Source organism: Mycobacterium sp., assembly GCF_035603715.1.
GTDB lineage: Bacteria > Actinomycetota > Actinomycetes > Mycobacteriales > Mycobacteriaceae > Mycobacterium.
This window is the reverse complement of the sequence record NZ_DATNJW010000553.1, coordinates 1-12,666: the sequence shown is the minus strand read 5'-3', so window position 1 is coordinate 12,666 and position 12,666 is coordinate 1. Positions and strand designations below refer to the sequence as shown.

Sequence of the window (12,666 nt, the reverse complement as noted above, 5' to 3'; positions counted from 1 at the left end):
GCTTCAGGCGCGCCACAAGCGGGTAGAGCTGGCAGCCCAGGCAGATGCCGAAGGCTGCGTTGAGGAAGGCGGCGACCAGCGCCGCCGCGGTGAGCGCGACGCCGAACAGTAAAGCGCCGGTCGCGAATCCGATCGCCGCCGGGGCCGCGAAAATCAGCCCGACCAGCTGAGCGAACTTCAGCGGAGCGACCGGCTCACGCTCACGAACCGGGCTCAGCCGCGGCGCAACCAGCTTGGCGAACACCAGGCCGTAGGGGTGGCGACGCGGCCCGGCCAGCGCCCCGATCGCAAAGACGACCGACTGCACGCCGAGGATGATCGCGGCGGCCAGCGGGTTGATGCCCGAGATCAGCAGGGTGACAACCAATACCGCGGTGGTGATCCAGGCCGCGAACCGCGGCCCGCGGACGTCGACCTGATCGGGGGTCTTGGTGTTCGACATGATGCTGCTCCTGAATTGCTCACGACTTTTGTGGCGGCGCGCCACGGGGGGTTCTGGCTGCTCCGAGCGCGGCGCGAGAAGGCGCGGCTACTCAGCAGCTACAACAACAGCAGCAGCCCGCGACGCGGCACAGATCAACTGCACGGCGACTGGTGAGCATGAGCTCGACGCGGGCGGACACGTCATGCAGCTTACCCAATGGCGACATCATCGGCCCAACAGTGGTACCAGCGCTGATCGCAGATCATCGGGTTTGGGCACACCCGCGGTCCGGTAACGCTGCCGGCCATCGGCGTCGAAGATGAACGTGGTCGGCAGCGACAGCACCGAAAGACGCCGCGCCGCGCTCGGGTTGGCATCCATGTCGATCTCCACGTGCGCGACGTCGCTGAGGTCGTCGCAGACCTGGTTGACGACGCGGCGCACCTGGGTGCACGGCCCGCACCATGAGGCGCTGAAATGCACAACGGTCGGTCCCGCGGCGGACAGGCCCAGGTCGCTGGTGTCGATGCCGTCAGCCGTGTTCGAGGCGGTCGCCCGGACGTCACCGGCCCGGCGGTTCGTCAGCCACCCGATCACGCCGGCCAGCGCCAGCGCGGCCACAACCGCGATAACCGCGGCAGTCACCGGCGCGACCTCGTTGCGCGCCGGGACGGCCACATAGTTGAACTCATGCCCGATTGAACCCGTCGAGGGTGATCGTTAATCCCGTGGTGATGCCCTCGATGATCACGTCCGAACCCCGCGCCCCCTGAGTCGTCGGCGCGACACCGAACGGCAGTTTCTGGTCGGGCAGCTTGCCCGCGAACGCCGCCAGCACCGCGTCGCGCTTGTCGTCGGGCACCCGTTGGTTGGCGGTGTTAGGACCGGTGAGCACGTCGGTGGGGGTGAACACCAACGTGGTGTTGTCCTCGCCGGCCATCGACAGGTCGATGGCGACACTGACCCGCTTGTCGAAGTGGGCCGCCAGTGGGGTCCCGCTGAACACCAGGCCGCGATTACCGGAGATGCCGGATTTGGTAGTACCGCCGGAGGCGTCGTTGGTGTCCTTGGCGGGCGCCTCGACCAGCAGGTCGCGGATCCCCAGGTAGTGGCCGAGGTGCCGCGAGTCGATGATGATGCGGCTCTCCAGCTCGCCGATCGGCAGCTTGGCATTCGGTCTGATCAGCCACGACGCGTCGACCAGGCCGACCGAGTGCATGGTGGCCTCGAGCGTGGCCTTGCCGATCACTGGACGCTCGACCGCGGTGGCCTTGATCTCCACATCCTCGTAGCGGTGCCGCATCGCCTGCGGGATGAGCGGGAAAGCGATGATCGCGACGAACGGGTCGAAGTCCAAGTGGGCCGTTTCGCGCACTGTGCGGGACAGCCGATATTCGGCGTAAATGCTGGTCCCGAAGTCGGCGGCGGCAGCCAGGAGGAGCACGACCAGAACGGTCAACGACACCGCGGCGGCACCGACCAGCGCTTTACGCATCCGCATATTGTGGCCCACCCGCCCATTTCGGTGTGCATCGTCACCACGCTGGTCTGCCTCGTCACCGCGCGGAGGACCAGGCAGCACGCTATCGTTTAATGACCTGGCCGTTAAACTTCGTGTCCCGCGATGAATTTTGGGAGACGCCTTTCCCACGATGCTGGAGGGGCATTTTTGGACCTTCTGCTGCTGACTGCGGAGCCAAATCCGGACGTCGTTCTGCCGTCCTTATCGCTGCTCGCCCACACGCTGCGCACGGCTCCGCCCGATGTTTCTTCGTTGCTGGAGGCGGGCAGCGCCGACATATTGATCGTCGACGCGCGGCTCGACCTGCCGGCAGCGCGTGGTTTGTGCCGCTTGCTGGGCTCGACGGGCCGGTCGATCCCGGTGGTGGTGGTGGTCAACGAGGGCGGCCTGGTGGCGGTCAATGCCGACTGGGGCTTGGACGAGATCCTGCTTCCCGGCACCGGGCCTGCTGAGATCGATGCCCGACTGCGACTGCTCGTCGGCCGGCGCGGCAACCTGCAGGACCAGGAGGGCGTCGGCAAGATCAGCCTCGGCGAACTGGTGATCGACGAGGGCACCTATACCGCCCGACTGCGAGGGCGCCCACTCGACTTGACCTACAAAGAGTTCGAGCTGCTGAAGTACTTGGCGCAGCACGCCGGCCGGGTGTTCACCCGCGCGCAGCTGCTGCACGAAGTATGGGGATACGACTTCTTCGGCGGTACCCGCACGGTCGACGTGCACGTTCGACGGCTGCGCGCGAAACTCGGACCGGAGTACGAATCGCTGATCGGCACGGTCCGCAACGTGGGCTACAAAGCCGTCCGCCCCACCCGTGGCCGGCCACCGAGCAGTGAGCCCACCGACAACGACGATGAGTCCGACTCGGGCAATTACCAAGAGCCGCTGGCTGATCCGCTGCACAGCCAGTGACGGCGCCTCAGTGGCGGGCTGCGTTAAGCAGCGACGAGCAGCAGCAGATACGCAACATCATCACTGCGGCAACTGATTTCGATCTGGTGGCGCCCGTCGGTGAACAAGTTCTGCGGGAGTTGGCGACTGACCGCACCGAGCATCTCCTCAGTGCTGACGGCGAGAAGGTGCTCGGTTATCTGAATCTGGCCGCAGGCAGCGACGATGGGCCAGGGATGGCGGAATTGGTGGTGCATCCGCAAGCCCGCCGGAGCGGTATCGGCGCTGCGATGATCAGGGCCGCCTTATCCAGAACCCATGGAGTCAATCGTTTTTGGGCACACGGGACGCGTGAACCGGCGCAGGCGACCGCGTCGGCGCTGGGTCTGGTACCGGTTCGGGAACTCGTGCAGATGCGCCGCTCGTTGCGCGACGTCGACGAGCCCGCGCCGTCCGACGGCGTGCGGATCCGCACCTACGCCGGCAGCGCCGACGACGCCGAACTGTTGCGGGTCAACAACGCCGCATTCGCGACACATCCAGAACAGGGCGGTTGGACCGCCGCCGACCTCGCCGAGCGGCGGGCCGAACCCTGGTTCGACCCCGACGGGTTGTTCCTGGCCTTCGACGAGCAGACGAACACCCTGCTGGGCTTCCACTGGACGAAAGTGCACCCCGAGAAACCCGGCCTCGGCGAGGTCTACATTGTCGGCGTCGATCCTTCGGCGCAGGGCAGCGGTCTCGGCGGCTTGGTGACGGCGGTGGGCATCGCGCATCTGGCGCGACGCCTGGCCGGCGCAGCGGAACCCACCGTGATGCTCTACGTCGAGTCGGACAACACGGCGGCGCTGCGGACTTATCGGCGCCTGGGCTTCACTAAGTACAGCATCGACACCGCGTACGCACGCGGCGGCGACACCGTCTGACGTGTTCACCCGGCGTTTACGCCGCTGGCGGGCTTCGTCTACACCTGAGGCATAGTTTCCGGTAAGCCCGACATCCCGGCCGGGAGGGTCGGTCGTGGGGAAAATCAGTGGCGAAAGCGAGATCAGTGAAGCTCGACGCGGTGCGCAGAGCGCTGGCAGCCGCGGCGTCGACGGCGGTGATCGTCGGCATCACATCGACCGGCTGCGGTAGCGACAACAACCTGCACGGACTCAAGGCGCCGACGGGCCCGGTGAATTGCGGCGGCAAGGCCGCGCTGACCGCTGAGGGATCCACGGCTCAGCAGAACGCCATCGCGTTGTTCAACTTGGACTGGGCTCAGCTGTGCCCCGGAAAGCAGTTGGCGTACAACCCAACCGGCTCGGGCGCCGGACGTGAGCAATTCATCGCGCGCCATGTGGATTTCGCCGGCTCGGACTCACCACTGAGCCACGACCAGATCGAGCCGGCGGCCGCGCGCTGCAACGGAAATCCCGCCTGGCACCTGCCGATGGTTTTCGGGCCGGTCGCGATTGCCTACCACCTGGATGGTGTCAAACAACTGGTCGTCAACGCGGACGTGCTGGCCAAGATCTTCAGCGGCTGGATCACCGACTGGAACGATCCGGCCATCGTCAAACTCAATCCCGACGCCAGGCTGCCCGACACCAGGATCTCGCCGGTCTACCGATCGGACTCCTCGGGTACCACCGACAACTTTCAGAGATACCTGGCCGCAGCCGCTCCGAGCAGTTGGACCCGGGGCACCGGCAGCGAGTTCCAAGGCGGCGTAGGCGAGGGCGCGCAGAAGTCCGCCGGCGTGATCCAGGCCGTCCAGTCTGCGTCCGGCTCGATCGGCTACGTCGAGAAAGGCTTCGCCGATCAAAGCGGGGTGCCGTACGCCCAGATCAGCGACGGCAGCGGCCCGGTCGCGCCGACCGACGACGCGGCCCGCAAGGCCATCGACGACGCCACCTTCGCCGGTAAGGGAAACGACCTGAAACTGAATCTGAAGTCGATTCACAGCACCAGAGCCGCCGGTGCCTACCCGCTGGTGATGGCCACCTACGAAATCGTCTGTTCCAAGGGTTACGACCCGGCGACCAGCGCCGCGGTCAGGTCGATGTTGACGGTGGCCGCGGACAACGCCCAAGACGGTCTGTCGGCCGCAGGTTATGTCCCGTTGCCGGATAAGTTCAAGAAGCGCTTGATCGCCGCGATCAACGCGATCGGGTGACCGAACGGATTAACCTATGGCCGAAGCTTTTCACTGATGGGAACACCGTGACGACGCCGAATCCAGCCGATACCGGTTCGGGTGAGGTCGTCGCCGCGCCGTTGCGTTGGCCGGCTCCCGCCCCGCTGCTGTGGGGCAGCGCCAAACCCAGTCGTGGCGAGCGAATGTTCCGGGGTTTGTCCGAAGGGTCCGGCGTCCTGATCGTCGTTCTGATCGCGGCGATCGGACTGTTCCTGCTGATGCGCGCGGTCCCGGCGCTGGCCCGTGACCAGGAGAACTTCTTCACCTACGGCGGCAACTGGGACACCACCAACACCGCGGCGATGCGGTTCGGCGTTTTCGACCTGGTCCAGGTGACGGTCTTGGTGGCGCTGTTCGCCCTCGTCCTGGCGATGCCGGTGGCCCTGGGGATCGCGATCTTCCTCTCCCAGTACTCGCCGCGCCGCGTCAAGGGACCACTGGCCTACGTGGTCGACCTGCTTGCTGCGGTCCCGTCGATCATCTACGGCGTCTGGGGTCTGTACGTGCTGGCGCCGGAGCTGCGACCGATCGCGACCTGGCTGAATGCGCATCTGGGCGGGGTGTTCCTGTTTGCCACCGGCAACGCCTCGGTGTCCGGCGGCGGCACCATCTTCACTGCTGGGATCGTGCTGGCGGTGATGATCCTGCCGATCATCACGGCGGTCACCCGCGAGGTCTTCATGAAGACGCCGCAAGGCCACATCGAGGCCGCGCTGGCGCTCGGCGCGACCCGCTGGGAAGTGGTCAAGACCGCGGTGTTGCCGTTCGGGCGGTCGGGCTACATCAGCGGCGCGATGCTCGGCTTGGGCCGCGCGCTCGGTGAGACCATCGCGCTGCTGATCATCCTGCGCGGCACCCAGGCGGCGTTCGGCTGGTCGCTGTTCGACGGCGGGTACACGTTCGCGACCAAGATCGCGGCCACTGCATACGAGTTCAACAATCAGTACAAGGCCGGCGCCTACATCGCCGCCGGCTTGGTGCTCTTCGTTCTCACGCTTTTGGTGAACGCGATGGCGCGTGCGACTGTTGCGGGCAAGGGCACCCGATGACCTCGATCCTGGACCGGCCACTCAAGGCGCGGACGATCACCGGCGTGAGTGTGCGTCGTCGGCTCGCCAATGTTGTTGCGACGCTGCTGGTTACATTGTCACTCGGGGTGGCGATGGTGCCGCTGATCTGGGTGCTGTATTCGGTAGTGACCAAAGGGTTGGGTGCGGTCAGGTCCAGTGAGTGGTGGACGCATTCCCAGGCCGATATGACGGCGTTCATGTCCGGCGGCGGTGCCTACCACGCCATCGTCGGCACTGTCTTGCAAGGCCTGGTGTGCGCTGCCATCTCCATACCCATCGGTGTTTTCGTCGCCGTCTATCTGGTCGAGTACGGCGGCGCCAGCAGGTTGGGCAAGCTGACCACGTTCATGGTGGACATCCTGACCGGGGTGCCCTCGATCGTCGCCGCCTTGTTCGTCTACGCGCTGTGCATCGCCACACTCGGTTTCCCGCGATCCGGTTTCGCGGTATCGCTCGCCCTGGTGCTACTGATGATTCCGGTAATCGTGCGAACGACCGAGGAGATGTTGCTGATCGTCCCGCTGGAGCTGCGTGAGGCCAGCTATGCGCTGGGCGTGCCGACCTGGAGGACGATCACCAAGATCGTGCTGCCGGCCGGGATGTCCGGCATCATCACCGGCATCCTGCTGGCGCTGGCCAGGGTGATGGGGGAGACGGCGCCGCTGTTGATCCTGGTCGGCTACTCGCAGGCGATGAACTTCGACATGTTCGGCGGCTTCATGGGCTCGCTGCCGGGCATGATGTATGACCAGACCTCGGCTGGCGCGGGTACCGCGCCGATTCCTAGCAGTCGGCTATGGGGCGCTGCCCTGACGCTGATCCTGCTGATCGCCGCCATTAACCTGGTGGCCAGGGTCGTCTCGAAATTCTTTGAGCCGGAAAGGATAGGCAGGAGCTCCAGTGGCTAAGCGGTTGGATCTCAAGGACGTCAACATTTTTTACGGCGCGTTCCAGGCGGTCGCCGACGTGTCGCTGACGGTTCTGCCCCGCAGCGTGACGGCATTCATCGGGCCGTCGGGCTGCGGCAAAACGACCGTGTTGCGCACCCTGAACCGGATGCACGAAGTCACGCCCGGCGCCCGGATGCAAGGCAGCGTGCTGCTCGACGACGATGACATCTACGGCTCGGGCATCGACCCGGTTGGTGTGCGGCGTGCGATCGGCATGGTATTCCAGCGTCCAAACCCGTTCCCCACCATGTCAATTCGTGACAACGTGGTGGCCGGTCTGAAACTGCAGGGCGTGCGCAACCGAAAGCTGCTCGACGACACCGCCGAATACGCGCTGCGGGGCGCCAACCTGTGGGACGAGGTCAAGGACCGATTGGACCGGCCCGGTGGCGGGTTGTCCGGCGGTCAGCAGCAGCGACTCTGCATCGCCCGAGCCATCGCCGTGCAACCCGACGTGCTGCTGATGGATGAGCCGTGTTCGTCGCTGGACCCGATTTCGACGATGGCGATCGAGGACCTCATCGCCGAGTTGAAGCAGGAATACACCATCGTGATCGTCACGCATAACATGCAGCAGGCAGCGCGGGTCAGCGATCACACCGCGTTCTTCAACCTAGAGGCAGTCGGCAAGCCGGGCCGGTTGGTCGAGATCGACGACACCGAGAAGATCTTCTCCAACCCCACCCAGAAAGCCACCGAGGACTACATCTCCGGGCGCTTCGGTTAGCCGGATCTGGCGACGGTCTCGTCCGCGGGAAAGTGACCGGTCGCCTGGAAGATGACTCGTCGCGCCACCTCGACGGCGTGGTCGGCGAACCTTTCGTAGAAGCGGCCAAGCAAAGTCACGTCGACGGCCGCGGCCACGCCGTGCTTCCACTCGCGATCCATCAGCACGGTGAACAGGTGGCTGTGCAGGTCGTCCATCGCATCGTCTTCTTCGCGGATGCGGGAGGCTTTCTCCGGGTCTCGCGATTGCAGCACTTCCTGCGCGCTGTTGCCTAATTCCACAGCGACTCTTCCCATTTCGGCGAAGTAGCCGTTGACTTCCTCGGGCAGTGCGTGCTGGGGATGACGGCGGCGTGCGATCTTGGCGACGTGCAGCGCCAGCGCGCCCATCCGGTCGATGTCGGCGACCATCTGGATGGCGCTCACAATCGACCGAAGGTCGCCGGCGACGGGCGCTTGCAGAGCGAGTAGTACGAAAGCGCTCTCTTCGGCTTGGGTACTCAGCTCGGCGATCTTCTCGTGGTCAGAGATGACCTGCTCGGCGAGCACCAGATCGGCCTGCAGCAGTGCCTGTGTCGCGCGTTCCATGGCAGCACCGGCCAATCCACACATCTCACCGAGCTGTTCGGAGAGCTCAGAGAGCTGTTCGTGGTACGCGGTTCGCATATCCCAAGCGTACGTTCTCGATTCCGAGCGCGGCATGAACCAGCATGAAGTCCGCTGTGAACTCGCGGTGAATGGCGGTTTACCTGTCGATTCTCAACGGTTGTGCTATTCGCAGGTGGTATCGGCGGCGTTGGTGACCGTCAGGTCATCGGGAAGCTTGGTCGGCGGGCTGCTGGCGCTGCGATTGATCTGCAGGCTGACCGGTGATCCGGCGGGCGGGGGAGTGCCGACCGAGGTGAAGTCCGAACCGAGCACCACCTGCACGACCTGTCCGGTCCCGGTGATCCGCTCGACCTTGGAGTTCGCGAACGAGGCCGCGACGGTGGCGGCGGCCTTCTCATTGCCGGGGGAGAACAGCACCTTGGTGGTCTTCAGCGGGTTCGGGTAGTCGTCGGGCGACTTGACCCGGAACCCGTGCCGCTTCAGCTGGCTGCTGGCGGTGGCAGCCAAACCGGACTTGGCGGTCGAGTTCGATACCTGCACGGTGACGTCTTGGGGCGCGGTCGTCATCTCCTGGACATTCTCAGGGTGCGGATCGGCGGCCTGGCTGGGCTGGCTCGTTTGACTGGACTGGGGGGCCTTGCTGCTCAGCGACTTGGTCGGCGGAGTCGATGTCGCGTTCATGTTGTTCTCGCCCGGCAGGCCTTCGTCGTCGATGATGGCGCTGAACAGCGCCCGCATGTCGGCGGTGCGCGGCGGCTCGTCACCGTTTTCGTCGGTGATGCCGGTCGGCACGGTCACAAAGGAGACGTGGCCCGCGTTCATTCCCTGCACCGATTGGCCCAGCTGGACAAGGTCCTTGGTCCTGACGTTGTCGACGTAGCTGTTGCTGACGAACATGTTCACCACGTTGTTGAGCTTGCTCAACGAGAAGAAGGTCTCCTTGGAAATCAGCGAGCGCAGCAGCGAGGACAAGAACAGCTGCTGGCGCTTGATCCGGCCGTAGTCGCCGTTGTTCTCTGTCGTGATGTTGCGTGCTCGCACGTAATTCAGCGCGGTCTTCGAGTCGATCAGCTGACGTCCGGAGTGGGCCAGCACGGTGCCCAGTTCGTAGTCCTTCAGCGGAGTGGTGGTGCATACCTCCACGCCGCCGAGCGCATCCACCATTTTCGCGAAGCCGGCGAAGTCGACGGCTATGAAGCGGTTGATGCTCAGACCGGAGAGCTTCTGGATTTCCTTCACCAGACACTTCGGTCCGCCGAAGGAGAACGTCGAGTTCAGTTTCGTCTCGGTGTAGACGTTTCTGGAACCCCACTTCTTGGTGTCCGAGTCGTAGATCGGGCCGTACTCGCCGGTATCTGGATTCCACGCTTCGCACTGGATCGGCGTAATGGCCAGGTCGCGCGGAAACGATACTGCGACAACGCGTTTACGGTTCGCCGGAATGTTGACCAGCATGATGGTGTCGGATCGGGCGCCGCCCGCGTCCTCGGTGCCGCCGGCGCCCATCTCGCCGTTGGCCCCGGCGCGAGAGTCCATGCCGACGACCAGGAAGTCTTCGTCGCCGAATTGTGCGTTGGGGTCCACGATGTCGCGGGACCCGAGGTCCAACGCGCTGACCGTGTTCATTCGGTGGTTCTTCGACGTACTCCACTGGTACGCCCCGCCGGTCATGGCCAGCGCCGCCGCCGCGATGGTGGCGACCACCAGACGGCCGGCCACCAGCATCGCGCCGTGGCGGCGGCGACGCTTTGGCGCGGGTTCGTCGTCATCCGGCTCGACGTCGGGTATCTCGATGAGGCGCGCGGGTCGCGGCCGTGCCGATGTCTTCGGCAGCACGGTGGTCTGCACGATGTCGGCATCGGCGCTCGACTGCTCGCGATAGATGGCATCGAGGTCGGGCAGGTCGTAGTTGTACTCCGCCGGGCTCAATAACGCGTAGGCGTCGTAGTTGTCGTCCTGCTCATCGCCGGGCGGTGGTGGCTCGGGCTCCGCGGTGTCGGTGTCGGGAGCCGCGTGGTGCTGCCGTGGCCGTTCGGCGACGTGGCCACCGACCTTGGCGATCAGATCAGCGACCGTGAGCCCGCCGTCGGTGTGGGATCCACCGTTGCTGTGGTTGTCGACGGCGACGGGCTCAGCCGGCTCCCGTATCGGCGATGGTCCCGTCCATCGATTCACGACGGCGACCGTCCGCGTGGTGGTCCCGAATCGCTCCCACGGCGCGGCGCCTCGCGATCCAGGCGGCGTTCCGGTAAGCCCTACTTCATCGGCGTCAGGGCCGTGAGTGGCTGCATCGGCGCCAGCGTCGCCGTCACTCATGTCCTACCGGCCTCCGAATCTGGTGAGGTCTCACGTGTTCGAGGGGGTGCCTCGGTGCGGCGCTGACGCTGCAGCGCAACGTATCCGCGCGACCGTGCGGTCGCATCGTCGTAGTAGTGGCCGTGCCGCGCTGGTGGCAACTGGGCTCGGCCGCCGGCGCGTGATGCAACAAGATCCACATGGTACTGAGACAGCCTCGGAAACGCGATCCGGGGACGGTGTCAGATAGCCCGCGTTCAGCCGCCTGAGTGCATGACGTCGGCCCCGGACGGGACGGTGCAATCGTCGCGGTCCGTCAGCCAGCCGTCCGGTAACGCCACCCGCGCCGGTGATCCCTGACGGCCGCGCGGCCCGCCGGCGGCGGTCGGGAACGGCGTATCGCCGTCGAGTTTGTCCAGCAGCCGGTCGAGTTCGTCGCGGGTCTTCACCAGCGCGAGGGCTCGCCGCAAGTCGGAGCCGGCCGGGAAACCATGCAGGTACCACGCGATGTGTTTGCGCATGTCACGCATGCCTTTGTCCTCGCCGAAATGGTCACTCAGCAGCTCGCCGTGCCGGCGGATGATGTTGGCGACCTCGCCCAGATTGGGCGGCGTCGGCGTCGGGCGGCCGGTGAATGCGGCCGAGAGTTCGGCGAACAGCCACGGCCGGCCCAGGCACCCGCGACCGATGACGACGCCGTCGCAGCCGGTCACGGCCATCATGGTCAGTGCGTCGTTGGCTTCGAAGATGTCGCCGTTGCCCAGCACCGGGATGGTCTGGACGTGCTGCTTGAGCCGGGCGATCTGCTCCCAATCAGCAGTTCCCGAATAGCGCTGCGCTGCCGTGCGGGCATGCAATGCGACCGCGGCCGCGCCTTCGGATTCCGCGATATGGCCGGCCTCGAGGTGGGTGTGGTGGTCGTCGTCGATGCCGATCCGGTATTTGACGGTCACCGGGATATCGGTGCCTTCGGTGCCGCGCACCGCCGCCGCGACGATCTGGCCGAACAGCTGCCGCTTGTACGGCAGCGCCGCGCCGCCGCCGCGACGGGTGACCTTGGGCACCGGGCAACCGAAGTTCATGTCGACGTGGTCGGCGAGCCCCTCGTCGGCGATCATCTTCACGGCCGCATAGGTGGTAGCCGGGTCGACGGTGTAGAGCTGCAGCGAGCGTGGCGTCTCGTCGGCGGAGAAGGTCGTCATGTGCATGGTGACCGGATGCCGTTCGACGAGGGCACGGGCGGTCACCATTTCGCAGACATAGAGCCCACTGACGGTGCCGACGCGGGCCTGCTCGAGTTCGCGGCACAAGGTGCGAAAGGCGACGTTCGTCACGCCGGCCATGGGAGCCAGCACCACTGGGCTGGCCAGCGTGATAGGACCGATGCGCAAGACCGGCTACCGCCTGCTCAGGGTCAGCTTGCCCTCGGTGTTGTGCAGCTGCCTGGCGGTCATCCTCAGATCGCCCCTGCGGGCTTCCCGCTCGAGCTGGCGCTGCTTGGAGATCTCGAACTTGTCGCAGGCCACCTCGAGCTCCTTGACCAGCTCGGCAAGGTCGTCGCGCAATCGGGCGGCCTCGCCGGTGAAATCGTCGCGCTCGAAAATGCGCCATTTCTTCAACACCGGCATCACGACCTCATCGAGGTGGATGCGCGGGTCGTAGACGCCGCCGACCGCGATCATCACTGCTTTACGGCGAAACTCCGGCACGCTGAATCCGGGCATCTTGAAGTTGCGTAATACCCGGTGCAGCGCATGCATGGCCTTATTCGGATCGACCTCGAGGCCGGCTTCGGTGACATCGCGGTAGAAGATCATGTGCAGGTTCTCGTCCTGCGAGATCTTGGCCAGCAGCTGGTCGGCGATCGGCTCGTTGCAGGCCTTCCCGGTGTTGCGGTGTGAGACGCGGGTGGCCAATTCCTGGAACGTGACGTACACGATCGAGTCGAACAGGTTCTCGGACAACAGGTCGCCCTGCTGGTTCTGGCCGGGGCTGAA

General features: G+C 65.4%; 14 protein-coding genes. 6 read left to right on the top strand and 8 right to left on the bottom strand.

What is annotated here, in order from left to right; all coding sequences use genetic code 11:
• From VN856_RS22780 to lmeA, 4 genes are all read right to left on the bottom strand, one after another.
• On the bottom strand, nucleotides 1-442 hold a 442-nt coding region (locus VN856_RS22780; RefSeq protein WP_325693297.1), incomplete at its 3' end, for a DUF4395 domain-containing protein.
• Between the two features lie 91 nt (nucleotides 443-533).
• Nucleotides 534-650 (bottom strand): Ms5788A family Cys-rich leader peptide, encoded by a 117-nt coding sequence (locus tag VN856_RS28930; protein ID WP_414687028.1) that lies wholly within the window; start codon nucleotides 648-650, stop codon nucleotides 534-536.
• Nucleotides 650-1,069 (bottom strand): thioredoxin family protein, encoded by a 420-nt coding sequence (locus tag VN856_RS22775; RefSeq protein ID WP_325693295.1) that lies wholly within the window; start codon nucleotides 1,067-1,069, stop codon nucleotides 650-652. The genes VN856_RS28930 and VN856_RS22775 overlap by 1 nt, the downstream gene beginning before the upstream one ends.
• A 43-nt stretch (nucleotides 1,070-1,112) precedes the next feature.
• Nucleotides 1,113-1,925, bottom strand: a complete 813-nt coding sequence (gene lmeA, locus VN856_RS22770; protein ID WP_325693292.1) for a mannan chain length control protein LmeA — start codon at nucleotides 1,923-1,925, stop codon at nucleotides 1,113-1,115.
• A gap of 123 nt (nucleotides 1,926-2,048) precedes the next feature.
• On the opposite strand from lmeA, the gene VN856_RS22765 reads away from it, so the two are divergent.
• The 6 genes from VN856_RS22765 to pstB all read left to right on the top strand — a co-directional run bounded on the left by VN856_RS22765 (nucleotide 2,049) and on the right by pstB (nucleotide 7,766).
• Nucleotides 2,049-2,858: a winged helix-turn-helix transcriptional regulator gene (locus VN856_RS22765; RefSeq protein WP_414687027.1), complete on the top strand. Its 810-nt coding sequence runs from the start codon at nucleotides 2,049-2,051 to the stop codon at nucleotides 2,856-2,858.
• Nucleotides 2,855-3,763: a mycothiol synthase gene (mshD, locus tag VN856_RS22760; RefSeq protein ID WP_325693286.1), complete on the top strand. Its 909-nt coding sequence runs from the start codon at nucleotides 2,855-2,857 to the stop codon at nucleotides 3,761-3,763. Before VN856_RS22765 ends, mshD begins: the two co-directional genes overlap by 4 nt.
• 125 nt (nucleotides 3,764-3,888) lie before the next feature.
• Complete coding sequence (gene pstS, locus VN856_RS22755; RefSeq protein WP_325693283.1) at nucleotides 3,889-4,998, top strand: phosphate ABC transporter substrate-binding protein PstS; 1,110 nt, start codon at nucleotides 3,889-3,891, stop codon at nucleotides 4,996-4,998.
• Nucleotides 4,999-5,045: 47 nt separating this feature from the next.
• Nucleotides 5,046-6,068: a phosphate ABC transporter permease subunit PstC gene (pstC, locus tag VN856_RS22750; protein WP_325693280.1), complete on the top strand. Its 1,023-nt coding sequence runs from the start codon at nucleotides 5,046-5,048 to the stop codon at nucleotides 6,066-6,068.
• On the top strand, nucleotides 6,065-6,997 hold the full coding sequence (pstA, locus tag VN856_RS22745; RefSeq protein WP_325693278.1) for a phosphate ABC transporter permease PstA: 933 nt from the start codon (nucleotides 6,065-6,067) through the stop codon (nucleotides 6,995-6,997). The genes pstC and pstA overlap by 4 nt, the downstream gene beginning before the upstream one ends.
• Nucleotides 6,990-7,766, top strand: a complete 777-nt coding sequence (gene pstB, locus VN856_RS22740) for a phosphate ABC transporter ATP-binding protein PstB (RefSeq protein WP_325693275.1) — start codon at nucleotides 6,990-6,992, stop codon at nucleotides 7,764-7,766. Before pstA ends, pstB begins: the two co-directional genes overlap by 8 nt.
• Here the strand turns inward: pstB and phoU are convergent.
• The 4 genes from phoU to VN856_RS22720 form a co-directional block, all read right to left on the bottom strand.
• Nucleotides 7,763-8,431 (bottom strand): phosphate signaling complex protein PhoU, encoded by a 669-nt coding sequence (gene phoU / locus VN856_RS22735; RefSeq protein WP_325693273.1) that lies wholly within the window; start codon nucleotides 8,429-8,431, stop codon nucleotides 7,763-7,765. The two genes, pstB and phoU, sit on opposite strands and share 4 nt — an antisense overlap.
• 105 nt (nucleotides 8,432-8,536) lie before the next feature.
• A complete protein-coding gene (locus tag VN856_RS22730; RefSeq protein ID WP_325693271.1) occupies nucleotides 8,537-10,690 on the bottom strand; it encodes an LCP family protein in 2,154 nt (717 codons plus the stop codon).
• A gap of 236 nt (nucleotides 10,691-10,926) precedes the next feature.
• On the bottom strand, nucleotides 10,927-12,060 hold the full coding sequence (dusB, locus tag VN856_RS22725; RefSeq protein ID WP_325693269.1) for a tRNA dihydrouridine synthase DusB: 1,134 nt from the start codon (nucleotides 12,058-12,060) through the stop codon (nucleotides 10,927-10,929).
• A gap of 6 nt (nucleotides 12,061-12,066) precedes the next feature.
• The coding region (locus tag VN856_RS22720; RefSeq protein WP_325693266.1) for an acyl-ACP desaturase at nucleotides 12,067-12,666 on the bottom strand (600 nt) is incomplete at its 5' end.

Bases quoted from the DNA above. Each gene is read 5' to 3' on its own strand.
- VN856_RS28930 (WP_414687028.1), bottom strand. From the start codon at position 650: ATGTCGCCATTGGGTAAGCTGCATGACGTGTCCGCCCGCGTCGAGCTC.
- lmeA (WP_325693292.1), bottom strand. From the start codon at position 1,925: ATGCGGATGCGTAAAGCGCTGGTCGGTGCCGCCGCGGTGTCGTTGACC.
- VN856_RS22765 (WP_414687027.1), top strand. From the start codon at position 2,049: ATGAATTTTGGGAGACGCCTTTCCCACGATGCTGGAGGGGCATTTTTG.
- pstA (WP_325693278.1), top strand. From the start codon at position 6,065: ATGACCTCGATCCTGGACCGGCCACTCAAGGCGCGGACGATCACCGGC.
- phoU (WP_325693273.1), bottom strand. From the start codon at position 8,431: ATGCGAACCGCGTACCACGAACAGCTCTCTGAGCTCTCCGAACAGCTC.
- VN856_RS22730 (WP_325693271.1), bottom strand. From the start codon at position 10,690: ATGAGTGACGGCGACGCTGGCGCCGATGCAGCCACTCACGGCCCTGAC.